24 protein-coding genes are annotated in these 26,928 nt (G+C 73.9%); 12 read left to right on the forward strand and 12 right to left on the reverse strand.

Features of this window, described 5'->3' with window-relative positions:
- Position 1: 1 nt before the first annotated feature.
- A complete protein-coding gene (locus WMF20_RS37090) occupies positions 2–2,560 on the forward strand; it encodes an alpha/beta fold hydrolase (RefSeq protein WP_437606501.1) in 2,559 nt (852 codons plus the stop codon).
- A gap of 324 nt (positions 2,561–2,884) precedes the next feature.
- Positions 2,885–4,720 carry a hypothetical protein gene (locus WMF20_RS37095; RefSeq protein ID WP_437606502.1) on the forward strand — a complete coding sequence of 612 codons (1,836 nt, stop codon included), beginning with the start codon at positions 2,885–2,887 and terminating at the stop codon, positions 4,718–4,720.
- Between the two features lie 59 nt (positions 4,721–4,779).
- On the opposite strand, the gene WMF20_RS37100 is transcribed toward WMF20_RS37095, so the two are convergent.
- Entirely contained in the window at positions 4,780–5,562 is a 783-nt protein-coding gene (locus WMF20_RS37100; protein ID WP_129578708.1) for a class I SAM-dependent methyltransferase, read from the reverse strand.
- A 91-nt stretch (positions 5,563–5,653) separates the two neighbouring features.
- Here WMF20_RS37100 and WMF20_RS37105 point away from each other — a divergent pair, with 91 nt between their 5' ends.
- Entirely contained in the window at positions 5,654–6,493 is an 840-nt protein-coding gene (locus WMF20_RS37105) for an AraC family transcriptional regulator (protein WP_129581825.1), read from the forward strand.
- 85 nt (positions 6,494–6,578) lie between these two features.
- Here the strand turns inward: WMF20_RS37105 and WMF20_RS37110 are convergent, their stop codons facing one another.
- Positions 6,579–7,460 (reverse strand): OmpA/MotB family protein, encoded by an 882-nt coding sequence (locus WMF20_RS37110; protein ID WP_129578709.1) that lies wholly within the window; start codon positions 7,458–7,460, stop codon positions 6,579–6,581.
- Between the two features lie 280 nt (positions 7,461–7,740).
- Between WMF20_RS37110 and WMF20_RS37115 the strand changes: the two genes are divergently transcribed.
- Together WMF20_RS37115 and WMF20_RS37120 are read left to right on the forward strand one after the other, a co-directional pair.
- Positions 7,741–8,757: an isocitrate/isopropylmalate dehydrogenase family protein gene (locus WMF20_RS37115; RefSeq protein WP_129578710.1), complete on the forward strand. Its 1,017-nt coding sequence runs from the start codon at positions 7,741–7,743 to the stop codon at positions 8,755–8,757.
- A gap of 25 nt (positions 8,758–8,782) precedes the next feature.
- Complete coding sequence (locus WMF20_RS37120; RefSeq protein ID WP_437606503.1) at positions 8,783–9,613, forward strand: hypothetical protein; 831 nt, start codon at positions 8,783–8,785, stop codon at positions 9,611–9,613.
- 28 nt (positions 9,614–9,641) lie between these two features.
- Here WMF20_RS37120 and WMF20_RS37125 read toward each other — a convergent pair whose 3' ends face one another.
- From WMF20_RS37125 to WMF20_RS37145, 5 genes are all read right to left on the reverse strand, one after another.
- Positions 9,642–10,484: a hypothetical protein gene (locus WMF20_RS37125; protein ID WP_437606504.1), complete on the reverse strand. Its 843-nt coding sequence runs from the start codon at positions 10,482–10,484 to the stop codon at positions 9,642–9,644.
- Positions 10,481–11,350 (reverse strand): Smr/MutS family protein, encoded by an 870-nt coding sequence (locus WMF20_RS37130; protein WP_437606506.1) that lies wholly within the window; start codon positions 11,348–11,350, stop codon positions 10,481–10,483. Before WMF20_RS37130 ends, WMF20_RS37125 begins: the two co-directional genes overlap by 4 nt.
- Positions 11,262–11,639 carry a hypothetical protein gene (locus WMF20_RS37135; protein WP_437606507.1) on the reverse strand — a complete coding sequence of 126 codons (378 nt, stop codon included), beginning with the start codon at positions 11,637–11,639 and terminating at the stop codon, positions 11,262–11,264. The genes WMF20_RS37130 and WMF20_RS37135 overlap by 89 nt, the downstream gene beginning before the upstream one ends.
- Positions 11,640–11,747: 108 nt before the next feature.
- On the reverse strand, positions 11,748–12,155 hold the full coding sequence (locus WMF20_RS37140; protein WP_437606508.1) for a hypothetical protein: 408 nt from the start codon (positions 12,153–12,155) through the stop codon (positions 11,748–11,750).
- 371 nt (positions 12,156–12,526) lie between these two features.
- Positions 12,527–13,159, reverse strand: a complete 633-nt coding sequence (locus WMF20_RS37145) for a pentapeptide repeat-containing protein (RefSeq protein WP_437606509.1) — start codon at positions 13,157–13,159, stop codon at positions 12,527–12,529.
- A 327-nt stretch (positions 13,160–13,486) separates the two neighbouring features.
- On the opposite strand from WMF20_RS37145, the gene WMF20_RS37150 reads away from it, so the two are divergent.
- Positions 13,487–13,657, forward strand: a complete 171-nt coding sequence (locus tag WMF20_RS37150) for a hypothetical protein (RefSeq protein ID WP_437606511.1) — start codon at positions 13,487–13,489, stop codon at positions 13,655–13,657.
- A gap of 23 nt (positions 13,658–13,680) precedes the next feature.
- Complete coding sequence (locus tag WMF20_RS37155) at positions 13,681–13,869, forward strand: hypothetical protein (protein ID WP_437606512.1); 189 nt, start codon at positions 13,681–13,683, stop codon at positions 13,867–13,869.
- 397 nt (positions 13,870–14,266) lie between these two features.
- Here the strand turns inward: WMF20_RS37155 and WMF20_RS37160 are convergent, their stop codons facing one another.
- Both WMF20_RS37160 and WMF20_RS37165 read right to left on the reverse strand, forming a co-directional pair.
- Positions 14,267–14,815 (reverse strand): NUDIX hydrolase, encoded by a 549-nt coding sequence (locus tag WMF20_RS37160; protein WP_437606514.1) that lies wholly within the window; start codon positions 14,813–14,815, stop codon positions 14,267–14,269.
- 12 nt (positions 14,816–14,827) lie between these two features.
- Positions 14,828–16,357, reverse strand: a complete 1,530-nt coding sequence (locus tag WMF20_RS37165) for a YcbK family protein (protein ID WP_437606515.1) — start codon at positions 16,355–16,357, stop codon at positions 14,828–14,830.
- Positions 16,358–17,138: 781 nt separating this feature from the next.
- Here WMF20_RS37165 and WMF20_RS37170 point away from each other — a divergent pair.
- From WMF20_RS37170 to WMF20_RS37185, 4 genes are all read left to right on the forward strand, one after another.
- A complete protein-coding gene (locus WMF20_RS37170; protein ID WP_437606516.1) occupies positions 17,139–17,888 on the forward strand; it encodes a hypothetical protein in 750 nt (249 codons plus the stop codon).
- Complete coding sequence (locus WMF20_RS37175; protein WP_129578719.1) at positions 17,885–18,355, forward strand: hypothetical protein; 471 nt, start codon at positions 17,885–17,887, stop codon at positions 18,353–18,355. The genes WMF20_RS37170 and WMF20_RS37175 overlap by 4 nt, the downstream gene beginning before the upstream one ends.
- Positions 18,356–18,357: 2 nt before the next feature.
- Positions 18,358–18,807 carry a D-aminoacyl-tRNA deacylase gene (gene dtd / locus WMF20_RS37180; protein ID WP_437606517.1) on the forward strand — a complete coding sequence of 150 codons (450 nt, stop codon included), beginning with the start codon at positions 18,358–18,360 and terminating at the stop codon, positions 18,805–18,807.
- 72 nt (positions 18,808–18,879) lie between these two features.
- A complete protein-coding gene (locus tag WMF20_RS37185; protein WP_437606518.1) occupies positions 18,880–19,866 on the forward strand; it encodes a ketopantoate reductase family protein in 987 nt (328 codons plus the stop codon).
- Between the two features lie 110 nt (positions 19,867–19,976).
- Here WMF20_RS37185 and pdxA read toward each other — a convergent pair whose 3' ends face one another.
- The 3 genes from pdxA to WMF20_RS37200 all read right to left on the reverse strand — a co-directional run bounded on the left by pdxA (position 19,977) and on the right by WMF20_RS37200 (position 23,581).
- Positions 19,977–21,083 carry a 4-hydroxythreonine-4-phosphate dehydrogenase PdxA gene (pdxA, locus tag WMF20_RS37190; protein ID WP_129578721.1) on the reverse strand — a complete coding sequence of 369 codons (1,107 nt, stop codon included), beginning with the start codon at positions 21,081–21,083 and terminating at the stop codon, positions 19,977–19,979.
- A complete protein-coding gene (locus tag WMF20_RS37195; protein WP_437606519.1) occupies positions 21,080–22,024 on the reverse strand; it encodes a winged helix-turn-helix domain-containing protein in 945 nt (314 codons plus the stop codon). Before WMF20_RS37195 ends, pdxA begins: the two co-directional genes overlap by 4 nt.
- A 111-nt stretch (positions 22,025–22,135) precedes the next feature.
- On the reverse strand, positions 22,136–23,581 hold the full coding sequence (locus WMF20_RS37200; protein WP_129578722.1) for a TldD/PmbA family protein: 1,446 nt from the start codon (positions 23,579–23,581) through the stop codon (positions 22,136–22,138).
- A 564-nt stretch (positions 23,582–24,145) separates the two neighbouring features.
- Here WMF20_RS37200 and WMF20_RS37205 point away from each other — a divergent pair.
- Positions 24,146–26,896, forward strand: a complete 2,751-nt coding sequence (locus WMF20_RS37205; RefSeq protein ID WP_129578723.1) for a tetratricopeptide repeat protein — start codon at positions 24,146–24,148, stop codon at positions 26,894–26,896.
- Positions 26,897–26,928: the final 32 nt, after the last annotated feature.

Below are 26,928 nucleotides of genomic sequence, written 5' to 3' on the forward strand. Positions count from 1 at the left end.
CATGATCCCGTGCCCGTCCGAAGACGCCCTGGCCGCCTGGCTCGAGGGCCGCCTCCCGCACGAGGCCACGGCGACCCTGCGCGCGCACGTCGACGGCTGCGCCGACTGCCGCGCCGCGATCTCGGCGCGCGCGAGCGAGAGCGACGTGGGCGCGCCGCTCCTGCTCCCCTCGACGGAGCGCCGCTCCGGCGAGGCCGAGCCGCCGCCGTCGTCCTCGGAGCCGTGGGCGCCGCCCTCCACCTTCGACGATTACCGCGTGGTCAGGTCGCTCGGCCGCGGGGGCATGGGGCAGGTGTACCTCGCCCACGACGAGGTCCTCGACCGACCCGTCGCGCTCAAGTTCGTCGCCGCGGACAACCCCGATCCGAGGACCATCGAGCGGCTGCGCGTCGAGGCCCGCGCGATCGCGCGCCTCCAGCACCCCAACGTCGTCGCCGTCTTCCGGATCGGCGAGGTGCGCGGGCGGCCCTACATCGCCTACGAGTTCGTCGAGGGCGAGCCGCTCGAGCTGCTCCCGAAGCCGGTCCCGTGGCAGGCCGCGCTGCGCATCGCGCTCGGCCTCGCGCGCGGGCTCGCCGCGGCGCACCGGCGGGGCGTCCTGCACCGCGACATCAAGCCGGCGAACGTGATGCTCGACGCGAACGGCGAGGTGAAGCTGCTCGACTTCGGGCTCGCCAAGCTCGTCGACCGGCCCGCCGGCCGCGACGCGGGCCGGCGCGTCTCGTCGAGGCCCCCCGGCGCGCCCGCGCGCCGGACGCTCTCGGACGTGTCGGCGGCGACGACCGCGATCCTCATGGAGGCCGACGCGGCCCCCGCGCTCGAGGCCGCCGGCCTGACCCATGGCGGCACGATGATGGGCACGCCGCTCTACCTCGCGCCGGAGCTCTGGACCGGGACCGCCGGCACGCTCCAGTCCGACGTCTACGCGCTCGGGCTGGTCCTCTACGAGCTGTGCGTGGGCCGGCTGCCCCACGCCGGGCTCGACCTGCACGCCATCGCCAGCTGGGTGACGGCGCGCGCGCTCCCGCCGCTCCGCTCGCTCTGCCCCGACGTCCCGGAGATGCTCGCGGAGGTCATCGACCGCTGCGTCCTGCGCGATCCCGCGGCGCGCTTCGCGTCGGCCGAGGAGGTGCAGGCCGCGCTCGAGGAGACCGAGGCGCTCTGCCGCGCGTTCCAGATCGTGCGCTCCGGGCCCGCGTCCGCGGGGTCGCCGGAGACGGACGCGGACGTCGTGGGCGCCTCCTTCGCGCGCCTCGCGCCGCGCGCCGAGGAGCTCGTCTCGCGCTTCTACGAGCGGCTCTTCGATCGGGAGCCGGCGCTCCGGGCGCTGTTCCCGCCGGACATGCGCGAGCAGCGGCTCAAGCTCGCCGCGGCGCTGCAGCTCGTGATCGACAACCTGCGCGCGCCGGACAAGCTGGTCGAGATGCTCGAGGCGCTCGGGCGCCGCCACGCGGCCTACGCCACGCTGCCCGAGCACTTCGACGCCGTGGGCCGGGCGCTGCTCGAGGCGCTCGAGGAGCTGGAGGGCGACGCGTGGTCGCCCGCCACCGCGCGGGCGTGGGCGGGCGCGTACGCGCAGGTCGCCGAGGCGATGCGGCGCGGGCTCGAGGCCGCGCGGGGGACGGCGGTCTCCTCGGCGCGGACGCCGGCGCCGCTGCTCGCGGCGGAGACCCGGTTCGCCACGAGCGCGGACGCGAGCCTGGCCTACAGGGCCGCGGGCGACGGGCCGCTCGATCTGGTGCTCGTCCAGGGGTGGGTGACGCACGTGGAGGCCGCGTGGGAGGACCCGCTCATGTCCCGGTTCTTCGCCGAGCTCGGCGCGCGGACGCGGCTCGTCGTGCTCGATCAGCGCGGCACCGGCATGAGCGAGCGCGAGGGCGCCGGCGCGCCCGCCGAGCAGCAGGCCGAGGATCTGCTCGCCGTTCTGGACGCGGCCGGCGTGGAGCGGGCGGCGCTCCTCGGCGTGGGGGGCGGCTTCGCGCCGTGCGCGCTGCTCGCGGCGGCGCACCCGGCGCGGGCGCGCGCGCTGATCGCGCTCGGGAGCGCGGCGCAGATGGCGGCCTGGCCCGGGTGCCTCTTCGGGCTCAGCGGCGAGGACGCCGAGGAGGCCGAGCGCGCGCTGCGGAGCGGCTGGGGCGAGCCGCTCTTCCTCGATCGCCTCGCCCCCTCGGCCGCGGACGACGCCGCGTTCCGGCGCTCCTGGGCCGCGTACCTGCGCCACGGCGCGAGCCCGAGCGGGGCGGCGCGCATGCTCCGGGCGCACGCGGCGGCCGACATCCGGTCCACGCTGGGCCTGGTGAGCGCCCCGTCGCTGGTGCTGCACCGGGCCGGCGATCGGGCCGTCCCCGCGGCGGCCGGGCGCGACCTGGCCGGCCGCATCCGCGGCGCGCGCTATGTCGAGCTGCCGGGCGACGATCACCTGCCCTTCGTCGGCGCGTCGCGGCCGCTGCTCGCCGCGCTGCGGGCCTTCCTCGACGCAGAGGCCGCCGGGGGGAGCACCGTCTCGAGCTTCGCGCCGCCCGCGGCGCTCGATACCTCCGGCGCCGCTTCCGGCAAGTGACGCGTGACGCGCTGCCCCGAGCACGTCGTGAGTCGCTGAACGTCCGACGGCGCCGCGACGGCGCCTGTCCGGCTCGCGCTGCGGAGCTCATGTGGGGAGGTCGCCGCTCGCGCGAAGCGCCGCCGGACCGGCGCTCGCGCTCGCTCAATGGGTATTCGAGCGCATTCGTTCGTCGCGCAGAAGCGCTCGAATTCAGCGCGCGGCGTCGCCATCTCCGGTTTTGCCCGATAGCACTTGAGAGATCTCCTTATCCATCTATCTATCTTGTTGTCCAAATGCGGTATCCGCCTTGCCGGTGCATGATTCGACCGCTAACTTGAATTGATGGATATGTGGACACGCGCGCTCACCTGTGGCTGCGCCTTGATCGGCGCGCTCGCGAGCGCTTGCTCCGGGACGGAGCAGGGCGCTCCCGCCGCAGCGTCGAGCGCGGCGGATGCGGGCGGCGAGGACGGCGAGGGCGGCGAGAGCGGCACCGGGAGCGCGGGCGGCGGCGGCGCCGGGGGCGCGGGCGACGGCGCGGGCGGCGCTGCCGGCGCCGCCGAGGGCGCGGGCGGCGCCGGCGGGGAGGCGGGCGGCGGGGCCTGTCCTCCCGGAGAGGAGGGCTGTCCGTGCGGGACTCTCGGCCAGTGCGACGGCGAGCTCCGCTGCGCGGACGGCGTATGCATCTCGGGCTGCGGCTGCACCGACGGATACGCCATCGTCGACGGCGAGTGCGTCTGGCAGGGGGGCCCGCAGGATCCCTCGTTCCAGAGCGCGGACGCCTGGAGCGCCACGGGCGCCGCGCTCGTCCACCCCGAGGCCGAGGGCAACGGCAACCCCGGGGCCGGGGTCATCGGCCGGGACGCGGTGTGCCAGATGGCGGGCTTCTCTCAGCAGCTCACGATGCCGGACCTCGCGTGCGCCGAGCCGCTGCTCCTCACGTTCGCCGCGCACGTCGCCTGCGACGCCGGCCTGGGCTGCATCGGTCCCCCGGGCGTCGGGGTCCGCATCAACGGCGGTTTCACGAACCTCGATCTCATGCCCTCTTCGTCCTTTGCCCCGCAGCGCGTCTGCCTGGGCGAGCGCGCCTATGGCGGGCAGATCGAGCTGCTCCTCGGGCCCTCCCGGAGATCTCCACAGTGCGACCAGGAGGCCGGACAGGGCTACATCCTGGCGTTCGATGACGTCGCGATTCGACCGGACGAGATGAGCGCCTGTCCCCTGCCGGGCCAGGTGCTGAACGGCGACTTCGAGGCAGGCGACGCGGGCTGGACGGCGAAGCCGGAGAACGGCGTCTCCGATGTCAAGAGCGGCCTGGGCCTGGGCGGCGGCAAGGGCGGGCATCTCGGCACCACGCATTTCTGCCAGTATCCCTCGCTCGAGGGCACGGTCTCGGCGCCGTTGCCCTCCCCCGCGCTGCCGAACCCGGCGCTCCGCATCTGGAGCCAGGGCAGCCCGGGCGCGGTCGTCAACGTCACGCTGAGCACGCACCAGCTGACGGCGCTGACGGGCACGGGCGAGGCGCAGGTCTCGCACGTCTGTTTACCCCGGTGGGCGCTCGGCATGGCGCACAGGCTCGCCTTCGCCTACCGGAACCGGAACAGCCAGCCGTGCACGGACGAGAACCAACGCGACTTCGCGGTGGATGATCTCGCCTTCGTCTCCGACGATCGGTGCCCCGGGGACGCGCCGCTGTTCGACCCCGGCTTCGAGAACGCCGGCGCCGGCGCGAGCCTCTCGCCGGCGTGGGTCCTGAACGCGGACGATCCCGCGCGCGGCAGCGCCAGGCTCGCCGTCGACGCCTCCGCCGCGCACTCCGGCGAGGTCTCGCTCTCGCTGTCCGTGAAGAAGCCGTGCCGGGAGCCCTCGGCCTCCACCGTGTTCACGGTGCCCGCGCCCGAGGGGACGGCCGGCCCGGCGCTGAAGTTCTGGTACCGCACGAGCGGCCTCCGCGCGGCGACCGCCTCCTCGACCCCGGGCGCCGCCCTCCCTGCCAGCGAGCGCTGGAAGCAGCGGACGATCTGCCTGGATCCGCGCACGGCGGGCAGGCCCCAGCACCTCTCCTTCAAGCTGGGAGCCAGCGGCGTCTGCGACGAGCCGCTCGGCCAGGAGACGCTGCACGTCGACGACGTCGAGGCGACGACCGACCCCTCCTGCCCGGCCGCGCCGCCCCCCTGAGCTCCCGCGCCCCGGCGCCTCGACGCCGTCGTTGCGCCCGGCCGAGGGCGCCGCTCGGCTCAGCCGCGCTTGCGCCCCACCAGGATGACGATCGGATACGCGAAGCACACCTCGTCCCCCCGGAGCGCCGCGCCGACGCCGAGCGCGTCGACGCCGACGTCGGCGCGGTAGAGGGCCCGGAGCCGATCCGCCCCGCCGGGCTCCGGGAAGGAGGCCCGGAGCGTGGCCTCGAGCTCCACCTCGAGCCTGTACCGCGCGGTCGTCTCGATCTCGAGCCCCGCCGCATCGAACAGGGCGCCGAGCTCGCGCTCGGTGTGCGCCCGCGCGTGCGACGGATCGCGGATCTTCTCGGCGGCGTCGTACGCGTCCCGCTTGTCCTCGGCGGGCGCCACGTCGATCACGGCGACCCGCCCGGCCCTCTGGCACACGCGGGCCATCTCGCGCAGCGTCACGAGCGGATCCAGCAGGTGATGGAAGCTGTAGCGGGTCGTGACGATGCGAAAGCTCTCGTCCGGATAGGGCAGCCGGCTCGCGTCGCCGAGCTCCCAGGTGACGTTGGAGAGGCCGAGGCTCGCCTGTCGCTTCCGCGCCTCGTCCAGCATCGCCGGGACGATGTCGAGCCCCCGCACGCTCGCCACGCGCGGCGCGAGCGCGCAGGCGACGATGCCCGGCCCGCAGGCGACGTCGAGGGCCGCGTCGCCCGGCGCCGGCGCGAGCGCGTCGAGCAGCAGCGCCATGGCGGATTCGGCCGAGTGGGCCTCGACCTCGGCGAACGGCCTCGCCTGCCTCGTGAACTGTTCCTGTATCAGCGCATCATGCGTCGTGGGATCGGCTTGGCTCATGGGGCTCGAAGGTGGACCACCTCGGTCTTTACGGCTGCCGGCGACAGGACAAAGATCGTCGCCGAGAGGCCACGCCGTGCAAACCCGCGTCATGACCCCCACGGAGACCGCCGAGCACCTCGCCAGGCTCGGGCTCGACCAGGTCCCCGCGCGCGCGTTCTCCTATGAAGACGAGCTGCCGGGCGCCACCTACGCCTGGCACACGCACGCGCGGCACCAGCTGCTCTGCCCCCTGGCCGGCACGGCGCGCCTCGACGTCGAGGACGCGTCCTTCCTGCTCCCCCCGCAGCGCGCCGCGCTCATCCCCGCGGGCGAGCCGCACGCGACCACCCGCCGCGACGCGTCGATCGTCTCGATCTACTTCGAGCCCGCGGCGTTCCCCTCCCCCCTCACGGCCGTGAGGGTCTTCGAGGTGCCCGCGCTCCTGCGCGAGATGGTGATCTACGCGCGCCGCTGGCCGGTCGCGCGGCGCCCGGACGACGCCGCGGCCGACACCTTCTTCGCGGCGATGGCGGATCTCATCGCGCCGCTCCTCGATCGCGGCGCCACGTACCGGCTGCCCCGCGGCAGGACGCCGCCGGTGCAGCGGGCGATCGCGTGCGCGCTCGGCGACGTCGCGGGCGCGGATCTCGCGCGGGCCGCGGCGTTCGCCGGGGCGACCGAGCGCACCCTGCGGCGGCGGTTCCGCGAGGAGACCGGCGTCACGTGGCGCGCCTTCGTCACGCGCGCGCGCGTGCTCCGGGCGCTCGACCTGCTCTCCGGCCCGAGCGCCAGCGTCACGCAGGTCGCGGTCGACGTCGGCTTCCAGAGCCTCGGCGCGTTCGCCGCCGCGTTCCGCGCCGTGACCGGCCAGACGCCGAGCGAGTTCCGCAGGACCGCGCCGCCCTGGCCGGGCGGCGATGGCCACAGCAGCTGGCCCGAGCCGACCTGACGGCGCAGAACGAGCGCCCGACGAGCGTGGATCCGGACCGCGGCCGCGCGCGCCGCTCCCGCGGCGCGCGCCGCGCGATCCCGCGCTACTGCGTGATCGCCTTGAGGTCGAGCATCTCCTCGACGCTCGGCACCACGATGAGGTCGCACCGGCGGTTCTTCTGCCGCCCCTCGTCCGTGTCGTTCGTCGCGACCGGGTCGGTGTCCGCGAAGCCCGCGGCGCTCCATTTCGCGACCGGGAGCGCGCCCCCGCCGCCCTTCATGTCGGCCGGGCTGACCAGGTACAGCAGCACCTCGCGCGCGCGCATCAGCGACAGGCCCCAGTTGTCGCGGAACTGACCGCCCGCGAGCGGCCTGTTGTCGGTGTGGCCGGCGACCTGGTAGTAGCGGTTGAGCAGCGACGGGTCGTTCCGGACGACCGTCGCCACCTTGAGGAGGATCTCCTTGCCCTCCTTCTTCAGCGTCTCGCGCCCGGAGTCGAAGAGGACGTCCCCCGGCAGCGAGATGACCATCCGGTTGTTCCGGATGTTCACCGCGAGGCCGAGCTTCGTGAGCTCGTCCAGCTTCTTCCGGAGCGTCTCGAAGCGCGCCTTGATCTGCTCCAGCTGGCGGGCGCGGGCCTTGAACTCGGCGAGCGCCTTCTCGCGCTCCTCGAGCGTCGAGCTCAGCTGCGACACCTGCGTGCTCGTCGCCTGGAGGTTCTCGTTCAGCTTGCTGATGTCGACGCCGGCCGCCTCGAGCTGCCTCGTCAGCTCCGCGACCTTCGCCTGCTCCACCTCGAGCGCCTTCTGGGTCTCGGCGAGGCGCTGCTCCGTGCTCTGTTGCTGGCTCTGAAGGCGGCTGTACTTGTCGAGCTGGGCCTTCCACTCCTCCTCGGAGTAACCGCACCCCAGCGAGAACGACGCGATCACGGCAGGCAGGAAGGCCGCGAAAGCAAGGCTGCGACCTTTCAAGACACGAGGGTGCATGAGCACGCTCCTTCACTCTAGTTGGTGAACATGGGCGGGGGCGGATGGCCCGGCCCGCGCCCGGTTCCGGGTGACAGCGGCCCGTCAGGCCGTGCGGGGGCCTACCCTAGCGAGGTCGGCCGCGGTTGTAAAAGGCGCATCGCACCACCTCCCCCGGTCGCCCCGCGCGTCTCCCCGGCCCCGCGCGGCGCGCGCCGGCAGGCGAGCGCGCGTCCCCCGCCGTACGCTCGGGCTCGCTTGCCCATTGTTCCCGCCAGCACACCTGCTAATGGGACGTCCCATGGCCTATCGCATCACGTTGATCCCCGGCGACGGCATCGGCCCGGAGGTCGTGAAGGCGACTCAGGACGTGGTCTCCGCCGCCGGCGTCGCCGTCGACTGGGAGATCCACCACGCGGGCATCGAGGTGGCGAAGCTGACGGGCTCGCCGCTCCCCCTCCCCGTCATCGACGCCGTGCGGAAGAACCGGATCGCCCTCAAGGGCCCGGTGACCACGCCGATCGGCGGCGGGTTCCGGTCGGTCAACGTGACGCTCCGGCAGACGCTCGACCTCTACGCCAACGTGCGGCCGATCCGCAGCCTGCCGGGCGTCGAGCCTCGGTTCGACGTCGACATGGTCATCGTGCGCGAGAACACCGAGGGGCTCTACGCCGGGCTCGAGCTCATGATCCTGCCCGGCGTGGCCCAGAGCATCAAGCTCACGACCGAGCGCAGCTCGACGCGCATCGCCGAGTTCGCGTTCCGGTACGCGAAGCAGCACGGCCGGAGCAAGGTGACCATCGTCCACAAGGCGAACATCATGAAGCTCTCCGACGGCCTGGCGCTCGACTGCGCGCGGCGCGTCGCCGTCGGGCACCCCGAGGTCCAGCTCGGCGAGATGATCGTGGACGCGGCGGCCATGACGATGGTCCGCGAGCCGAACAAGCTCGGTGTGCTCGTGACGGAGAACCTGTACGGCGACATCCTCTCGGATCTCGGCGCCGGCCTGGTCGGCGGCCTCGGGATCGTGCCCGGCGCGAACATCGGCGACGAGGCCGCGGTCTTCGAGGCGGTGCACGGGTCGGCGCCGGACATCGCGGGCAAGGGCTACGCGAACCCGACGGCGCTCGTGCAGAGCGCCGTGATGATGCTGCGGCACCTCGGCGAGCACGAGGCGGCCGACCGGATCGAGCGGGCGCTCACCGCCGTCTACCGCGCCGGCCAGGTGCGCACCCGCGACCTCGGCGGCACCGCGAGCACCGACGACTTCACCCGCGCGCTCTGCGCGGAGATCGAAAAGCCTCGCGCGGAGGCGTAGCGGCGGGCATCCTGATCCCGCGGACGTGGGATCTGCCTGGACGTGGCTGCTCGAGCGGTGCGCCGAGATCGTCGGCGTGACGGACGGGGCCGCCGGCCCGGCGGGCGACCCCGCGCGGCGTCGGCGGACGCTCGTCCTCGTGCTCTCGCTCCTCGTCGGTGCGAGCTGCCTCCTCGGCGGGCGCTGGGGCGCGAAGGGCCTGCTCCCCGCGGTGGCGCTCTTCCTGCTCGCGGTGCAGGCCACGCGCGCCGTCCTCGCCGCGCGCGCGTCGGTGTGGCGCGCCGCCGCCCTCGATCTCGAGGACCCCGCGCAGCGGCCGAGCGAGCGCGCGGATCCGTGGTTCGCGCCGCCGACGGCGAGGGTCCTCTGCGCGCTGGCCGCCGTGATCGACGCCGCGCGCCGCGAGCGCTACGCGATCGCGCTGGAGCGGCTCCCGCACGTCGATCGGGCCGCGCTCCGGCCCGACGAGGTGCGGCTGCTCGACGCGGCGCGGGCGCTGCTCTCCCTCGGCCTGGGCGACCCGGCGCGCGCGGCGCAGCAGGCGATCGTCGCGCTGCCCACCGGGATCGACGCCATCGACGCGCGGCTCGGCCGCGTGGTGCTCGCCGACGCGTGGAAGAGCCCCGCGCGGATCGAGGCGATCGAGCGCGCGTGGCGGAGCGAGCTCCAGAGCGGCGTGACGTCCGAGGCGCTGGAGCGCCTCCTGTCCCTGTCGCGGCTGCGCTTCGCGCCGCAGGCGCTCGAGGCGCTCAAGCCCGCCGAGGCGCGCGAGCTGTCGGCCGAGGCTTGGTCGATCGGCGAGGAGGAGCTCGCCGCGGCGCTCGAGGCCCGCGCGCGGGGCGGCGTCTACCGCTGAGCCACGGGCTCGGGGCGGCGGCGCGCGCTCAGGGCGGCGGCTCGCGCGGCACGGCGGGCGTGGTCTCGCGCACGAGGCGGAGGCCGCCGAGGGAGAGCTCGACCATCGCGGCGAGCCGCTCGGCGACGAGCCGCTCGGCGGAGGGCCCCGCGGCGCGCGTCTCGGCGACGAAGGCGAAGCAGCGCCGGCCGGAGCCGCCGAAGGCGACCGCGAAGCCGTCGATCGGCGCGCCGGGCGGGGTATCGGCGACGCCGATCGCCACGACGGTGTCGAAGCCCTCGGGCACGTCGATCCGGCGCTCCACGGCGGTGAGGCTCTGGTCGGGGCGCGGCAGGTCGCGCCAGAGCCGCGCGCGCGCCTCGCACGCGGCGCGGCTCGCGCGGCCGTCCTCGCGCCAGGTGCGGACGAGCAGCGACGTCGACGACGCGGCGTGCGTCGCGACGAGCCAGGGGCCTTCGCCGTCCTCGACGCGGAAGCCGCGCGCGTCGGGCAACGGGAGCACGAGATCGAAGCGATCCGAGCGGTACTCGCCGAGCTCGCCGCCGCCGAGCGTCGACGGGGGCGGGGGCGGCGCGGGCCTCGGCGGCGGCGCGGGCGGCGCGGCCGGGGCCGGCGCGCACGCGGGCAGCAGGGCGAGCAGCGCAGCGGCCGGCAGCAGGCCGCGGCGCGCCGCCCGCGCGGCCGGCAGCAGGCCGCCGAGCGCCGCCCGCGCGGCCGACAGCAGGCCGCCGCGCGTGGCGCGCGCGGCCGGCAGCAGGCCGCCGCGCGTGGCGCGCGCGGCCGACAGCAGGCCGCCGCGCGTGGCGCGCGCGTCCGGCCGCCGCGCGTGGCCCGGCGTCTCGGCAGGCTCGGCGCGCGCCTTCGGCCTCATCGCGCGAGCAGCACGAGCACGGCGCCGGCGCCTCCCTCGGCGTCCGGGGCCGTCGCGAACGCGGCGACGTGGCGGGCGACGCGGCCGTGGCTGAGCCAGGCGGCGATCTCGCCGCGGAGCACGGCATGGCCGCCGGGCGAGTGGTTGCCCTTGCCGTGGACGATGGCGACGACGCGATCGCCGTCGCGCTGGCGCTTGCAGATGAAGGCCTCGACGGCCTCGCGGGCCGCCTCGAGCCTCAGGCCGTGCAGGTCGAGGGTGCCGTCGACGGCGTAGCGGGCGCGCCGGAGCCGCCGGAGCTCGCGCGGATCGACGTCGAGGCGCCTGCCCTCGATGCGCTCGCTGTCGTCCGTGGTCTCGAACTTGATGCCCTCGATGACGAGCGAGCGCATGCGCGAGCGCGCCTCCTCGTCCGGATCGGACGCGATCGTCGGCAGCGCGGCGCGCTCGACGCGGCTCGCGGTGACCGGGATCCGGTTCACGCGGTCCTCGAGCACGCGGACGCCTGCCATGTAGATGGCGAACGTCTCGGGGTCGACGGGCCGCGGCGCCGGCTCGACGCCTGCCTGCGCCGCCGCGCCGGCGGCCGCCTTCGCCTTGGCCTTCGCTTCGGGCGCCGCGGCCGCCTTCGCCTTCGCCTTCGCCTCGGGCGCCGCGGCCGGCTTGGCCTTCGCTTCGGGGGCCGCCGCGCCCTTGGCCTTCGCTTCGGGCGTCGCGGCCGGCTTGGGCTTCGGCTTCCTCAGCTGCCGGAGCGTGGAGAACGGCTGGTAAAACGCCTCATTCGCCTTGTGTGCCGCCGCCTTCGCCGCCCGCGCCGGGCTGGCCGTCGCTCTCGGGTCTCTCTCGCGCTTCGCGCCCTTCGCCATCCCCCAGAACATCGCGCGCGAGACCGCGGAGCGCAAACCGAACGGCTTCGATGCCGGCGAGCTGCCCGTCCTCGAAGTGCCAGTCGGGGTCGTCGAGGCCGGGGAAGTCGTGCGGGTTGCGGATGTCCTCGGCCGTGAGCGTGGGGATGAGGCGGCGCGCGAGCTCGATGACCTTGCCCCGCTGCGCCTCCTCCATGGCCGCGAGCAGCTCGAAGATGCGATGGAAGAGCTCGGCGGGCGTGGGGGTGGCTTGCCGGGCGCCGGGCCTGGTTGCATCGGGAGAGGGCATCGGGCGCAGGATACTTCATCGGAGCGGAGCCGCCGCCCGGCCCGCTCCCGGCGCGCCGCCGCGCTCCTTCGGGGCGGGCGATGCCGGGGAGACGCGCCGTCAGCGGCGTCAGCGATGGTCCTGGAGGCTCACGGCGGGCATGGGGTAGTTCCCTGCCGGCGTCGCCTCGGATCGCCCGTGGTCACGGAGCCGGCCGTCATAGGGATGGAACGGCTCGAAGGGCCGGAACGGCTCGAAGGGCCGGAACGGCCTCTGCGGCACGAAGTGCCCATACGGCCGGAAGGGCCTGTAAGGGTGGATGGGCCTGTACGGCCTGAAGAGCCCATAGGGCCGGAAGTCCCCGTGATAGGGGATATCCTCCGGGGGGATCCGGGCGTCGGCGAGCGTCGGGCTCGCCGTCTCCTCCACGATCACGAGCTCCTGGACGGGTACCGTGTCCTCCGCTGCCGCGAGCTGCGCGGCGCCGAGCGCGATCCCGGACAGCGCCAGCGCGCCGAGCGCTTTCACCAGCTTCATCGCCGACTCCTTTCACGATCCGAGCGGCTTGCCGGGTGTCGTCCCATGCAAGCTGCGTCCACGACGATGCAAGCGCGAGGCCCGTTCGCGGCGGATCGCCGGGTGCCGCGCGCCGAGGTGTGAATTCCCGAGAGCCTCGGCTCTGCAGCTGCGCGCCCGTCCGGCGGGGCGTCTCGTGTGCAAGGCGTGGACAGCGGGCAGCGCCCGACGCCGGCGCGGGCGCTGCCCGTACCGGGGTCGGGGCGCGGCGCGCGGCTCAGGGGGTCACGAGGGCGCCCGACAGGTCATCGACGATGCTGCCGACGTCGCCTCCATCGAGATTGACGCACGGAGGTTTGAGGCGCGGCGCAGGCGCCGCTTAACCCGGGCCGTCATCCGCTGTCCTTTTCCGTGAAGCCGAGCACGTGCATACCGAAGGAGGCCGCGAGGAGCATCACCGTCTCGAGCGGAACGCGGGCGCCCTTCACGTTGTTCTTCGCCGGATCGACGAACAGATCATGGGACCGAGGGAACTGAGCGTTTCGAAGATCGCAGTCCTCGAAGCGTGTCCCCATGAAGCGGCACTCCTCGAACACGGCTCCGGCGAGGTCCGTCGCAGCGATCACCGACTCGGTGATCGAGCACCGCTCGAAGCGCGTCTTGCGCAGCGCCAGCGAATCCATGACGTTGTACCGCATGTCGCAGTCCTCGAACGACACGTCGGGGAATTTCGCGATGTTCGTCCAGTCGATGCCCATCAGCTTGCAGGAGCTGAACGACACGCCGCGCAGCGAGAGCATATTGGTATTGGCTTGGGTCAAATCGCATCTCTCGAACACGCACCCCTCGAGCCGAGTGCGCATCCAGCGGCTCTCGCTGAGCTTCGAGCGCCGGAACACACAATTGCAGAACTCGCGATCGCTCAGGTCCGCTCGTTCCAGCGTGAGCCCGTCGAACGTCTCACCGTCGAACGAGTCCTTCCCTTCGAACGGATCCGTATTCTCCGTACTGAATACGCGGGCCATGTATAGCCGGCGATGGTACCGTGTACCGATTCGTTGTCAATAGAAACCGGCCTCTACCCAAGGCAACGCGCTATCCGCGGCATCCAGCTCCGCCGCGCATGCGCCGCGGCTCCGGCTTCGATGGTGCCCGCGGAGGCGAGTCGATAGGCACATCCGACGAGGCGGTCACGGGCCGGCCGAGGGTACGGCGACCACGCTCGACATCGCGTCTTGGAACATCGAATGGTTCGGCGACACGGCGAACGGACCCACGAACGAGCCCCTGCAGCTCCAGGACGCCCGCGACGTCATCAGCGGCGCCGATACATCTCGGGCGTCGCGGAGATCGTGAGCACCGCCCGATTCAACGATAAGGCGCAGCTGCCCGGCTACTCCGGGTTCCTGGCCAACGACGCGGTGGTGACGGGCGACTCGGGCTCCTACAGCGCGACGGAGCATAAGGTCGGCATCCTCTACAAGAGCTCACGAACGCCCTCGCGTGCTCGACGGGCACGCTGAGCCTCGGCAACGGCAGCGAGCAGGTGTGCCTGAGAGACAGCGGCGGCGTCACGAAGGATTGCTTCACCTACACGAGCGCGCTGTCGGGCACGGATGGCGTGTCGGCGAACCGGAGCCCCGACGGCAGCGCGACCGGCACCTTCGCGCTGCACACCTCGGTCGGCGTGGGATCATCCTCGGCGGGCAAGCGCGCGTCCGGCGCGGCCTGGTGACGCCGATCGAGGAATGAGAGGTCTCGAGGTCTGACGAGGGGGTCTCGAGGTCTGACGAGGGGGTCTCGAGGTCTGACGAGAGGGGTCTCGAGGTCTGACGAGGGGGTCTCGAGGTCTGACGAGGGGGGTCTCACGAACGGAATTTCGGCTCTCGAGAATGAAATCCTGGCTCTCGAGCACCGCGCGCGGGGTCTCGAGGTGTGCCTCGACCTCGCCGCGCGTCCTCAAGACCTCCGATCCCGTGGACCAGAGCCATTTTTCTGCAGCCGCGACCCGAGATCTCGTTCCGAAGAGCGCCGATCCCGTTCCGCTCCCCTGAAGATTCGATTCGCGGGCCTCGGGAGCGCTTCCCACCGCCGCCGAGCGGCACCGGCTGACCGCCTTGCAGGCGCCGCGGTCAGCGCGGGGCCGAGGTCGCGACGGCGAGCGCCCGCAGCAGGGTGACCACCGCGATCACGTGGCTGATCCGGCCGTCCTGCATCGCTGCCGTCACCTCGTCGGCGCTCATCACGACCGGCTCGGTGCTCTCGTGCTCGTCGCCCTCGGGCTCGCCGACCCTGCGCGCGCCGCGCGCCAGGTAGAGGGAGCAGCGATTCGCCTGGAGCGCCGGATTCGGGTGCACCCACCCGAGCGACTCGATCGATCCCGCGGCATATCCCGTCTCTTCCAGGAGCTCGCGCGGGGCCGCGGCCGCCGGCTCCTCCCCGGGATCGACGATGCCGCCGGCCGTCTCGACGGTCACCGCGTCGACGCCGTGCCGGTGCTGCCGCACCAGGACGAACTCCCCAGCATCGGTGATCGCCGCCACCGAGATCCAGTCGGCGAGCTCCAGCGTGAAGACGGGATAAGACGCGCCCGCGGCCACGACCTCATGGCGATGTACCGCCAGCGGACCGAACGTACCGGCGACCGCCGAGGCGTGCCGGCGAGGGATGGTGATGCCCATCGCGCCTCCCTACTACAGCGCGCCGCCCGCCGCCTTCTCCGGCGCGCCGCCCGCCGCCTTCTCCGTCCCAGCGCCCGCCGTCTTCTCTGGCCCGGCGCTCGTCGACTTCTCCGCCGCCTTCTCCGAGCCAGCGCCCGCCGCCTTCTCCGTCCCAGCGCCCGCCGCCTTCTCCGCCGCGCCGCCCGCCGCCTTCTCCGCCGCGCCGCCCGCCGCCTTCTCCGACACCGCGCCCGCCGCCTTCTCCGACACCGCGCTCGCCGCCTTCTCCGCCGCGCCGCCCGCCGCCTTCTCCGATACCGCGCTCGCCGCCTTCTCCAGCACCGCGCTCGCCACCGCCGCCGGCGCGGCGCTCGCCGCCTTCTCCGCCACGATCGCCGGCTTCTCGCGGCGCTCCCGCCGGAGCACCTCCTCCGCGTCGTCGCTGGACACCACCTCCGTCGCCGACCGCGCCTCGTCCTGCGGCGGCGGCCACGCGGCGACGTAGCGGGGCACCTCGCCGGGCCCGGACGCGTCGATCCAGGACACGGTCCCCGTCCCCGGCGCGCGCACGTCGACGTGCACGAACGAGCTGTTCGGATAGTACCCGCAGCCCGTGTCCGCCAGCCGGCGGCACGCCGCCGCGAGCTCGTCGTTGCGCACCCCCGCGATGCGCAGATCGAGCGCCCGCCCCGTCTGGTGCAGGCTGCCCTGGCTCTGCGGCCGGTACCCGCTCACGAGCGACACGAGCCGGCCCGGATACCGCCGCGCGAGCGCGTCGATGCGCGTCAGCAGCCCGGGATCGAGCAGCCGCACGCCGGGCGCGACCTCCCCGGCGTGCACCCCGCTCGCGCCGCTCGCCTTGCCGGAAGCGGCTCCCCGCTTGTCGCCCGCCGACGGCCGCTTGCGGCTCGCCGCCTCCGCCTTCGGCGCAGCCGCGCGCTCGCCGTCCAGGATCGGCCGCGGCGTGCCCCACGGGCGCGCGAGCAAGGAGAGGGCGCGCCGCGCCTCCTCGCGCGGCCTGCCCTTGCAGTCGACGAGCTCGAGGCGATCCGGCTCGATCCCGCTCCGATCCATCGAGAGCACCGGCCCATGGCACGGCTTCGGAGGAGCCTCCCTGTCGGGCCCGCTCTTCGCCCCGCGCCGCTTGCTCTCGACCGTCCGCGCCGCCCGCCGCTTCTCCTTCTTCTTCCCCCCGGCCACCTTGGCCGCGCCCCCACCCTTCGCGCCCGCGCTCTCGGCCGCCTGCGACGGCTGCGCGCGGCCGCGAGCCTTCCGACCGCCGGCGCCGCTCGTCGCCCCGTCACCGGTCGCGCCGATCGCCGCGGACGCGGTCTTCCCGCGGCCATGGCGCGGCTTCTCCCGCGTCTCCGTCCGCTGCCCGTGCTCCGCGCCCGGCGGAGACGCGGTAGAGCCCGGCGCACGATCGCCGCGGTCCCCGCGACGGTCCCGCTTGCCAGCCTTCTCCTCGGCCTTCGCAGCGGCGTGCGCCCTGGGCAGCGCCTCCCCGCGCGCAGACCCCGCCGGGACGGCCGACACCGCCATGCTCACCAGGACCGCCAGCACGGCAGCGCGAGCACGAACGAGGCGCGCTCGCGGCTCCGCGCTGCGCACAGCCCCCCCCGCGTCCCGCGGCGCCGCGCCTGCACTGCTCACGGATCGAAGGCTGATCATGGAAAGCTCCAGTCGGGTCGGGTGCGAGTGGCATCCACCACGGATCGGATCTCCCGGACACGGCGTCCCCGCCCGTCCGCAGGATGTGGGGTTGGAAAGGCCGTCGGCGGTCCGCTTCTTGAATCGACCTGGAACGAGGTCATCCGCGTCGAAACTGCGTCTCCGAGACGCCCCTCGTGGACGCTCGGAAGCTCCGAAGACCGAGAGCTCGGAAGCTCCGAAGCTCGGAAGCTCGGAAGACCGAGCGCTCTGAGGACACGAATGTCATGAAGTGCGGAGGGCAGCCCAATTTTCTGCGGCGCTGACCAAAGGCTGTGGTAGGAACCAGCTGCCTCGCGACTGCGGTCGGGTCGTGAGCGCGGTTCCGGGGTGCATGGGGGCACAACCCCTCACCACGCGGTACCGCGGCCGGGTATCGCCCGGCGCGCTACGCACTGCGGCGGGACCCTGCCTTCACGATCGGCGCGACCAGCGCGATCAGCCCGGAGGCAGGCATCGCGCCCCAGGTGCAACATCGTCCGGGCCATCGCGAGATCGCGGGGGAAGCGCCCGGCCAACCACGCACCAGCCTCATTCACCACACCATCGATGCAAGCGGGGCGCCACACGCGGGATGCGGAAGCCGAACCCGGTGGCGCGTCCATGATCGCTCCGAGGTCAGCAGGGGCACGACATGCGGCGAATTCGTAGAGACGCAACCAAGGTCTGGCACAATCCCGAGCTCCACACCGCCTATGGCCGTGGCCAGCCCAACAGCGCGGGGCTGCCGCGCCCAACACAGAGCGGCGAGGACCGGCGGGCGGCGAAGCAACACCGCGCCGCGCTCGAGGCGCTCTTCTCCCCGCGCAAGGAGCCCGAAGCCGAGGATGGCAAGGGCGGGCGCGCCAAGTCCGGGCGCGACGCCGCCTCCAAGGCGCCGGGGCGCATCGTCCTCGCGCCGCCTCCGCAGAGCGACCCGAAGGCTGTCGAGCGCCAGCGGCTCCTGTCGAAGCTGCTCTGCGCGTCGGGCCGGCCCAACATCTCCAAGGCCGCGAACGAGTTCCTCCGCGCCGGCCACACCTTCCCCGCAGAGCAGGACGTGTACCTCCAGCTGCTCGAGCACAGCGACGAGCAGCGCATCCAGGAGGCGATCGACGAGCTCTCGGGCATCCTCGTCGCCGAGCTGCCGAAGCGCCGCGCCGTGCTCGAGTCGCGGCTCCGGCGCATCGAGGAGTTCGCGGAGGAGCCGGCGACGCGCGAGGCCGCCGAGCGCCTGCGCCGCCAGGTGAGCGGCAGGCCCGAGGCCCCGGGCGCCCCCTCGGCCGAGCCGGGCTCCCACGCGCGGCCGTCGACCCGCGAGGCCGCGCTGCCCGGCGCGGCGGCGGACGGCGCCGCCCAGCGCGGCGACGGCGGCCTCTCCGAAGCGAGCGTCGAGGCGGAATGACGCGCGCGGAATTCGAGGCCGAGCTCCGCAAGCTGATCCAGGCGTTCGAGACGGGCACGGGCAACGAGCGGTGCGTCGCGTGCGTCGCGTGCGAGCGCTGCGTCGACTGCACGTTCTGCCGCAACTCGAAGGCGCTCCAGCGGTGCCACTACTGCGTCGACTCCCAGCGCTGCTCGGACAGCACGCACTGCCGCGGCTGCCGCGATCTCATCGCCTGCAGCCACTGCGTCGCGTCCGAGCGGTGCACGCAGTCGTCGTACCTCGTGCGCTCGGTCGACTGCACCGGCTGCACCTACTGTTTCGGCTGCGTGGGCCTCGTGCGCAAGGACTTCCACATCCTGAACCAGCCGTACGATCGCAGCTCCTACTTCAAGCTCACGGCGAAGCTGATGCGCGAGCTCGGGCTGAGCGCGGGCAGCGGGGCCGAGCCCGCCCCGGCCCCCGCCGCGCGCGCTGCGCAGCGCTAGCGATGCGCGCGGTCGTGCAGCGAGCGCTCGCCGCGCGGGTCGAGGTCGACGGCCAGGTGGTCGGCGCGATCGAGCGCGGCCTCGTGGCCTTCGTCGGCGCCGCGAAGGACGACGACGAGGCCGACGCCGACCACGTCGCGAACAAGGTCGCGGGGCTCCGGGTGTTCAGCGACGAGGCCGGCAAGATGTCGCGCGCGCTCGCGGACGTGCGCGGCGGCGTGCTCGCGATCAGCCAGTTCACGCTCTTCGGCGACGTCCGGCGCGGCCTCAGGCCGAGCTTCGACGGCGCCATGGAGCCCGCGCGCGCCGAGGCGCTGTGCGAGCGCTTCGTCGCCGCCCTGCGGGCGCGCGGCCTCGAGGTGGCCACGGGCCGCTTCCGCGCCGACATGCGCGTGTTCGTCGAGAACGACGGGCCGGTCACCATCCTCATCGATTCGAAGCGGACGTTCTGACGCCGTCCGCCGCTCGCCAGGAGCGGCCGCCGCCCCTTCCCTCCCGGCGTCGCGCGGGCTACGTGGGGCGCCATGCGGATCAGCATCGTGGGCGCGGGGGCGCTCGGGCGAGTCTACGGCGTGCGCCTCGCGGCCCAGGGAGACGAGGTCACGTTCGTGGTCCGGCCCGAGCGCGTCGCCGACGCGCGGCCGTTCGTCATCGAGCAGGTGAACAGCGCCGATCGCCGCGACACGCTCGAGCGCCCGCGGCTCGCGGCCGACATCCCGGCCGACGCGGAGGTCGTGCTCGTCACGGTGCGCTTCGATCAGCTCGCCCCCGGCCCCGGCGGCGCGGCGCCGCGCCCCGCGGATGGCAGGACGGTCGCGGATCTCCTGCTCCGCGGACCTTCGGTCCCCGTCGTCGTGCTCACGCCGCTCCTGCCGCCGCAGCGCGCGGGCCTCGAGGAGGCCGCCCGGCGCCGCATCACCCCCGCGATGCCGAGCGTCTCGGGCTACCTCGATGAGCGCGGCGTCGTCCGCTACTGGATCGTCGGGTTCGCGTCGACGCTCATCGACGACGAGGGGGGCGCCCCCGCGGAGCGGCCGCTGCTCGAGGAGCTCGCGCGCCGCCTCACGAGCGCGGATCTCCCGGCGCGGCTCGATCCGGACGTCGGCGCGCAGAACGCCGCCACCACGACCGCGTTCTTCCCGCTGATCGCCGCCATCGACGCGGGCGGCGGCACGAGCGCCCTCCTCGAGGACGAGGGCGTGCTCGGCACCGCGCTCGCGGCCACCCGGGAGTGCGTGGCGCTCGCGGACCGCGTCGGCACGGTCGCGCCCTGGACGAAGCTGCTGACGAGGGCCATCGGACCGTTCACGCTGAGACCCGGCGTCGCGCTCGCGCGCCTCGTGGCCCCCGAGGCGCTGCGGTTCCTCGACGCGCACTTCGGCCCGAAGCTCCACGCGCAGCACCTCGCGATGGGCGCCGCCGTGCTCGCGATGGGGCGCGAGCACGGCGTGAGCCTGCCGGCGCTCGAGCGGCTGATGGGCCTGCTCGAGGACCGCACCGGCGCGCGCTGAGCGGCGCGAGGAGACGCCGGCGCGCGCCGGCTCGCGCTCGGCGCGCGTCGGCTCGCGCCCGGCGCGCGTCGGCTCGCGCTCGGCGCGCGTCGGCTCGCGCTCGACGCCCGTCAGCGCGCGGCCGCGAGCTGCGCCGCGAGCGCGATCGCCTCGCGCATGCCGCGCGGGTCGGCCCGGCCCGTGCCCGCGAGATCGTACGCGGTCCCGTGATCGACGCTCGTGCGCACGATCGGCAGGCCGAGCGTGACGTTCACCGCCTCGCCGAAGCCGAGGAGCTTGCTCGGGATCGTCGCCTGGTCGTGGTACATCGCGACGACCCCGTCGAGCGCGCCCCGCGCCGCCAGCCGGAACGCCGTCTCCGCGCCGACGGGCCCGCTCAGCTCCGCCGCCGCTCCCGAGCGCGCGAGCCGCCGCGCCGCGAGGCGGATGCCCGGCGCGATCCGCAGCTGCTCCTCGTCGCCGAGGAGCCCGCCCTCGCCGGCGTGCGGGTTCAGCGCGGCGACGGCCACGCGCGGCCTCTCGCGGCCGAGATCGGCGAGCAGCCGCGCGAGCCACACCGAGGCGCGCGCCACCTCGCGCGGGCTCACCGCCTCGGGCACCTCGCGCAGCGGCACGTGGGTCGTCACGAGGGCGGTCACGAGCTTGCCCGAGGCGAAGGCCATCGTGACCTCGCGCGCGCGGAGCCGCCGGCCGAGGTGCTCGGTGTGCCCGAGGAAGTCCGCGGAGCCCGGCGCGCCGCTCGTCGCGATCGCGTGCTTCGACGCGGGCCCCGTGACCAGCGCCGCCGCGACGCCGTCGCGGACCAGGTCCGTCGCCTGATCGATCCACGCGAGCTGCGCCGCGCCGTCCTCGGCCTCGGGCCGGCCGAAGGCGCTCGGCCGCGAGAGCCGCGCGCTGCCGGCCCAGACGCCGATCGCGCCCGGCGCGAGCTGCTCGATCGCGGCGCGCCCGTCGACGACGACGAGCCGGCGGGCCGCGACCCGGACGAGCCGCGCGGCCCGCCGCAGGATCGCCTCGTCGCCGACGAGCACGCAGCGCACGCCCTCGACGGACGCCGCGCCGGCCACGGCCACCTCGGGGCCCACGCCGCTGGGGCAGCCGACGCTGATCGCGACGATCGGCGCCGCGGCGCCGCGCGAGCGGCCGCCACGCCCCGCGCCGCTGCGCCCCTTGGCGGCCGTCGTCCGGGCAGCACCGCGGCGGTCGGGCGACGTCATCGCGTGACGCGCCGCTCGCGGCCGGGCGTGCCGGCATCGTGCGCCGACGACGCCGACCGCCGCTCCGCGCGCGCGGCCTCGTCGTCGTCCTCGTCCTCGTCCTCGTCGCCCTCGTCGCCCTCGTCGTCCTCCTCCTCGTCCTCGTCCTCGTCGCGCGGCTCCCCGCGCTCCGCGCCGTGAGCCTCCGCACCGGCGGCGCCGCGCGGCGCCGTCCGCGCCGCGTCGCCGCCCTCGGGCCCCCCGGAGCCGGGCAGCGGCGACTCGAGCCGGTAGCCGGCCCCGCGCAGCGTGACCAGCGGCAGCGCCGCGCCGAGCTTCGCCCGCAGGCGCCGCACGTGGATGTCGACGGTCCGCGCGCCGCCCTCGTACTGGCTGCCCCAGACGCGCCGGAGCAGCTCTGTCCGCGACACAACCTTCCCGCGGCGTTCGCACACGTACGAGAGCAGCGCGAACTCCTTCGCGGTGAGCGGCACGTGCATGCCGCCGACCGACACGTCGTGGGCCGCGCGGTCGATGACGATCGCGCCCACCTTCACCCGCTCCTCGGTCGCGAACTCGCTGCGGCGCCACTCGACGAGGCGCACGCGCGCGTAGAGCTCGGCCGGCACGTACGGCACGAGCAGGAAGTCGTCGAAGCCGCTGGACGGCTCGATCCGCGCGATCTGCGCGACGCTCACCGCGACCAGCGCGCCGACCTCCTCGAGGCGGGGCTCGCGGCGCAGCGCGCGCAGCGCCGCCGCCGCCAGGTCCGGCCGATCGAGCGCCTCGACGACGATCGCCCGCGCCTTGCTCTCGTCGTCGTGGAAGAGCCGCGGTGGATCATCCCAGAGATCCAGGGTTCGAACGTCAGCGCCCAGCGAGCGCAAGACCGATGCAGCGCCCTCCTCCCGCTCCAGGTCAGGTCCGTGTCCGACGATGGCTATGAACGAACGACGCGCCATGTCCGCCCCGTATACGGGTGTCACGGCGGGCCGGCAAGACGCACCGCGCTAAACACCCCCATGCTGCAGCGGGGCTTACCTTTCCCCCGGGGCTCCAGCCTCAAAAAAAAATCAGCCGATCCGCGTCCCGCCGACCGTGATCCGATCGATCTTGATTGTGGGGCAACCAACACCCACCGGAACGCTCTGTCCGTCCTTGCCGCACGTCCAGATGCCGTCGGAAGTGGCGACGTCGTGGCCGAGCATGGTGACGCGCCGGAGCACCTCGGGGCCGTTGCCGATGAGGTTCACGCCCTTCAGCGGCGCGGTCAGCTTTCCATCCTCGATGAGGTAGCTCTCGGTGAGCGAGAAGACGAAGTCGCCGTTCGAGATGTCGACCTGGCCGCCGCCGAACTTCTTCGCGAAGACGCCCCGCTTCACGGACTTCATGATCTCCTCGGGATCGTGGGGGCCGGCGAGCAGGATGGTGTTCGTCATCCGGGGCATGGGCGCGGAGGCGAAGCTCTCGCGCCGTCCGTTGCCGGTCGGCGTGAGGCCGTAGTGCCGGGCCGAGAGCCGGTCGTGCATGTACCCGACGAGCTTGCCGTTCTCGATGAGCGTGCTGCGCTCGGGCTCGTTGCCCTCGTCGTCGACGTTGATCGTGCCGCGCGACTGGAGGAGGGTCGCGTCGTCGACCACCGTGCAGAGGGGGCTCGCGACGTCCTTGCCGACCCGCCCCGCGTAGTTGCTGGTCCCCTTGCGGTTGAAGTCCGCCTCGAGCCCGTGCCCGACGGCCTCGTGGAGCAGGATGCCGCTGTCGCCCGGGGCGAGAACGACGTTCATCTCGCCGGCGGGCGCCTCGCGCGCGTCGAGCATCGCGACCGCCTGCCGCGCCGCCTCCTTGGCGTGCCACTCCGGCGACCTGTCCTCGAAGTAGGCCGTCGTCATGCGCCCGCCGCCGCCGCTCGAGCCCTCCTGGCGCTTGCCGTCGCGCTCGGCGATCGCCCGCACGCCGATACGGATGAGCGGCTGGACGTCGTGCGCCATCCGCCCGTCGCTCGTGGCCACGAGCACCTCGCGCACCTCCTCGACGAAGCTGGCCTCCGCCTTGATGATGCTGGGGTCGTAGGCGAGCGCCGCGGCGCTCGCGCGCTCGAGCAGGGCGCGCTTCGCGAGCCCTGGGGCGTCGAGCGAGATGCTGGGCAGCTCGTAGCGGCTCGGCAGCTCGCGCCGCCGGAGCTCGATCCTCTCCGTCCCGCCGGAGCCGGTCGCGATCTGCGCCGCCGTCTCGGCCGCGCGCCGCATCGCGTCCCACGTGAGGTCCTCGGTGTAGGCGTACCCGGTCGCGTCGCCCCGCTGGACGCGGACGCCGACCCCCATCGACACCCCGCGCGACGCCGCCTTGAGGATGCCCTCGTCGAAGGTGAACCCGCCCCCCGCCCGGTACTCGAAGAAGAGGTCGGCGTAATCGCCCCCCTTCGACAGGGCGACCGACAGGAGCCGCTCGCAAAGCGCGGCGTCGACGGCATTTTCCTCTCCAGGAGCGAACGGGGCGCGGTAGGCCTGGCTGCGCGACATGGTGCCCAACTCTAGGTCCATTCGCCGGGGCGGTCGAGACGCGGCAGCGCTCCGCGCGCCCTGCCCGGCCGCAGGGCTGCGGAGATGTATGCAGAAATGTGCAAGAAGGCCGCTCGACTGCTATGGTTTGAGCCGTCCTCGCGTCGACGGCGGCGTTTGCCGCCTTCTCCGCGATCTTCGCGAATCCCCGGCCGCTCGGCGCGCTCCTACGACGTCACGATGTAGGGCGCGCTCGTCGACGCGCCTCGACCGGACCGCCCAGCGTCCGACCGGGGCGGGGGCTCGCGGCCACCGCGTCAGGCGGTCGCCGCATCCCGCGCGGGTTTGCCCCCCGCGCGGGCTCGCCCCGCGTGGCTTTGCGCCCCGCGCGGGGCTCGCCCCGCGCGGGTTTGCGAAGAGCGCACGCTGCAAACAAGCACCTTGGCGGTAGCTTCGGAACTTCCGAAGCCGTGTGCTTGTACGTGGTAGCGGGATTGGCTAGGTGTTTTTAGATGGCGAAGCGAGGGCTCCCGGCGGGGCGCCCGAGCGACGCCTCGCTGTCCTCAGTAGGAGATTCCCATCGCCGTGGCGGTCGATCGCGACAAGGTACTCCAGACCGCGCAGAAGCTTGTCGAGCGGAAGCGCTACGACAAGGCTATCGCCGAGTACCAGAAGCTGGTCGCGGAGGATCCGAAGGACGTCCGGACGCTGCTCAAGATCGGCGACCTCTACCTGAAGACGGAGGAGTACGTCGAGGCGATCACCACCTACGAGCGCGTCGGCCAGTTCTACTCGCTCCAGGGCTTCGCGCTCAAGGCGATCGCCGTTTACAAGCAGATCCGCGAGATCATCCACAAGCACGTCCCGCAGTACGAGGACCGCTTCGGCCACATCGTCCCGCGCCTCGCCGAGATCTACACGCAGCTCGGGCTCACGAGCGACGCGCTCGCCGCCTACGACGAGGTCGCGACGCGCCTCCTCCGCGCGGGGCGCGACCGCGACGCGATCGACATCTTCAAGCGGGTCGTCGACCTCGACCCGAACAACCCGCTCGCCTACCTCCGCCTCGCCGAGGCGCTGATCCGCGTCCGCGACTACGACGGCGCGATCCAGCGCTTCGGGACGGCGGCCGAGCTGCTGCTCAAGCTCGGCCGGCGCGACGACGCGCTCAAGGTGGTCGAGCGCCTGCTGCAGCACCGCCCGGACGCCCGCTTCGCCCGCATGGCCGCCGAGATCTACCTCGATCGCGGCGACCCGAGCGACGGGATGTCGGCCCTCACCAAGCTGCAGATCGCGTTCAAGGAGAACCCGCGGGACCTGGAGACGCTCGCGCTCCTCGCCCGGGCCTTCGACCTGCTCGGGCAGCCGGCCAAGGCGATCGAGGTGCAGAAGGAGTCGGCGCGCATCGCCAAGGAGGCGGGGCGGGTCGACCAGTTCGCCGCCCTCGTCTCCGCCCTGGTCGCGCGCGCCCCGAACGACGAGGGCGTGCGCCAGCTGGCCGCGCAGCTCGTGCCCTCCTCGCGGGGCACGCGCGCGTCGATCGACGTCGAGCTCGACGAGGACGACGAGGCCGAGGAGCTTGAGGTCGAGGACGTCGAGCCCTCGTCCGCGGCGCCGATCCCGCTGCGCGCGGCGCAGCCGTCGACGGCCCCGGTCACGAGCCCGCGGCAGCTCGTCGCGCACGCCGAGAGCCTCCGGCGCGAACGCCAGTACGACAAGGCGGTCGCCCTCCTGAAGGGCGGCGTCGCCCGGCTGCCGGCCGCGCGCGAGCTCCGCGAGAAGCTCTGCGACATCCTCATCGAGGCGGGCGACCAGGACGGCGCGATCGAGCAGATGCTCGCGTTCGCGCAGCAGCTGTCCGGCGAGGGCGCCGTCGACGACGCCGCGCGGCTCCTCGACGAGGTGCTGCTCCTCGAGCCCGGCCACCCCCAGGCGACCGAGATGCTCAACCTCCTCGGCTACGCCGTGCCGCAGGAGGACGAGCTCTCCGACGAGGAGCACACCGGGCCGGAGGTCTCGCCGACGGCCAACGACGCGTACGCGTCCGAGGTGCCGAGCCAGGACCTCTACGACCCCGACGCGCCGCTGCCCGCCTACACGCTCGACGAGGACGGCGTCGTCGAGGCGCTCCCCAGGCGGCCCGAGCTCGTCACGCACCTCGACGATCCGTTCGCGAACGAGCCGCCGCTGCCGAGCTTCCCGATCGACGACGTCGAGGAGGTCGAGGACGTCGAGCCGCTCGAGGAGCTGGAGGAGATCGACGACGAGGAGGAGACGGCGTCGGTCAACCCGAGCCGGTCGCCGGCGCACCCGCTGGCGGTCGCCGCGTCGCAGGCGCCGCCCGCGCCCTCGTCGATGCCGCCGCCCCCGGTGCTCGCCCCGCCGCCGGCCCTGTACAGCCCGGCGCCGCCCCGGCCGGCGTCGGTCCGGCCGGGGTCGGGGCGGTCCGTGCCGCCGGGGTCGGGGCGGCGCGCGGACGCGCTCGACGAGGACGCGCTCGAGGAGGTCGAGTTCTTCGCGCAGCACGGGATGTTCGAGGAGGCGCGCAACATCCTCGAGGAGCAGCTCGCGCGGCTGCCGAACCACCCGCTCTTGATGGAGCGGCTGCGCGAGGTCACCGAGCTCGCGTCGCAGACGCACGGGGCGCGCGCGGCGACCGACAACGAGAGCGGCACGCGGGCCGTCCCGCGCGGCAGCGAGCGGCCGGACGAGGACCGCGCGTTCGACATCGCCGAGTCGCTCAAGATGATCGACGAGCTCGAGGTCGCGCCGGGCTCGGTGACGGGCGTCCAGGACGATCCCCGGCAGATCAGCGTCGAGAGCGTCTTCGAGCAGTTCAAGGCCGGCGTCGCCGCGCAGATCTCCGAGTCCGACGCGTCGACGCACTACGATCTCGGGGTCGCGTACAAGGAGATGGGCCTCTACGCGGACGCCGTCGCCGAGTTCGAGCTCGCCGCCCGCGACCCCGGGCGAGAGTGCGTCTGCCAGTCGATGATCGGCGTCACCCACCTCCAGATGGGCAACATCGAGGCGGGGATCGACGCGCTCATCCGGGGGCTGCACGCCTCGCACAAGACGGTGGAGCAGGAGCTCGCGCTGACGTACGAGATCGCGAACGCCTACGAGATGCGCGGCGTCCCCGAGCAGGCGCTCTACTACTTCCAGCGCGTCGCCCGGATGAGCCCGAGCTACAGCGATCCGCGCGGCAGCGTCGCGGAGCGGCTGCGCCGCATCGACGTCCCGAAGCCGGCCGCGCGCGCGGTCGGCGCCGAGATGATCGCGGACGAGTTCGACGCCGCCTTCGACGACATGCTCCCGAGCGGCAAGCTGCCCTGAGCGCGGCCTGAGCGCGGCCTGAGCTTCGTGCG

It is taken from the genome of Sorangium sp. So ce834, assembly GCF_051521425.1.
GTDB lineage: Bacteria > Myxococcota_A > Polyangia > Polyangiales > Polyangiaceae > Sorangium > Sorangium cellulosum_D.

What these genes read in the sequence shown, in the direction of transcription:
- WMF20_RS37160 (WP_437606514.1), bottom strand. Translation starts at nt 14,815, where the DNA reads ATGGGCATCACCATCCCTCGCCGGCACGCCTCGGCGGTCGCCGGTACG.
- dtd (WP_437606517.1), top strand. Translation starts at nt 18,358, where the DNA reads ATGCGCGCGGTCGTGCAGCGAGCGCTCGCCGCGCGGGTCGAGGTCGAC.
- WMF20_RS37185 (WP_437606518.1), top strand. Translation starts at nt 18,880, where the DNA reads ATGCGGATCAGCATCGTGGGCGCGGGGGCGCTCGGGCGAGTCTACGGC.
- WMF20_RS37145 (WP_437606509.1), bottom strand. Translation starts at nt 13,159, where the DNA reads ATGGCCCGCGTATTCAGTACGGAGAATACGGATCCGTTCGAAGGGAAG.
- WMF20_RS37110 (WP_129578709.1), bottom strand. Translation starts at nt 7,460, where the DNA reads ATGCACCCTCGTGTCTTGAAAGGTCGCAGCCTTGCTTTCGCGGCCTTC.
- WMF20_RS37095 (WP_437606502.1), top strand. Translation starts at nt 2,885, where the DNA reads ATGGATATGTGGACACGCGCGCTCACCTGTGGCTGCGCCTTGATCGGC.
- WMF20_RS37130 (WP_437606506.1), bottom strand. Translation starts at nt 11,350, where the DNA reads ATGGCGAAGGGCGCGAAGCGCGAGAGAGACCCGAGAGCGACGGCCAGC.
- pdxA (WP_129578721.1), bottom strand. Translation starts at nt 21,083, where the DNA reads ATGACGTCGCCCGACCGCCGCGGTGCTGCCCGGACGACGGCCGCCAAG.
- WMF20_RS37105 (WP_129581825.1), top strand. Translation starts at nt 5,654, where the DNA reads ATGACCCCCACGGAGACCGCCGAGCACCTCGCCAGGCTCGGGCTCGAC.
- WMF20_RS37100 (WP_129578708.1), bottom strand. Translation starts at nt 5,562, where the DNA reads ATGAGCCAAGCCGATCCCACGACGCATGATGCGCTGATACAGGAACAG.
- WMF20_RS37125 (WP_437606504.1), bottom strand. Translation starts at nt 10,484, where the DNA reads ATGAGGCCGAAGGCGCGCGCCGAGCCTGCCGAGACGCCGGGCCACGCG.
- WMF20_RS37090 (WP_437606501.1), top strand. Translation starts at nt 2, where the DNA reads ATGATCCCGTGCCCGTCCGAAGACGCCCTGGCCGCCTGGCTCGAGGGC.
- WMF20_RS37115 (WP_129578710.1), top strand. Translation starts at nt 7,741, where the DNA reads ATGGCCTATCGCATCACGTTGATCCCCGGCGACGGCATCGGCCCGGAG.
- WMF20_RS37200 (WP_129578722.1), bottom strand. Translation starts at nt 23,581, where the DNA reads ATGTCGCGCAGCCAGGCCTACCGCGCCCCGTTCGCTCCTGGAGAGGAA.
- WMF20_RS37195 (WP_437606519.1), bottom strand. Translation starts at nt 22,024, where the DNA reads ATGGCGCGTCGTTCGTTCATAGCCATCGTCGGACACGGACCTGACCTG.
- WMF20_RS37135 (WP_437606507.1), bottom strand. Translation starts at nt 11,639, where the DNA reads ATGCCCTCTCCCGATGCAACCAGGCCCGGCGCCCGGCAAGCCACCCCC.
- WMF20_RS37140 (WP_437606508.1), bottom strand. Translation starts at nt 12,155, where the DNA reads ATGAAGCTGGTGAAAGCGCTCGGCGCGCTGGCGCTGTCCGGGATCGCG.
- WMF20_RS37170 (WP_437606516.1), top strand. Translation starts at nt 17,139, where the DNA reads ATGCGGCGAATTCGTAGAGACGCAACCAAGGTCTGGCACAATCCCGAG.
- WMF20_RS37175 (WP_129578719.1), top strand. Translation starts at nt 17,885, where the DNA reads ATGACGCGCGCGGAATTCGAGGCCGAGCTCCGCAAGCTGATCCAGGCG.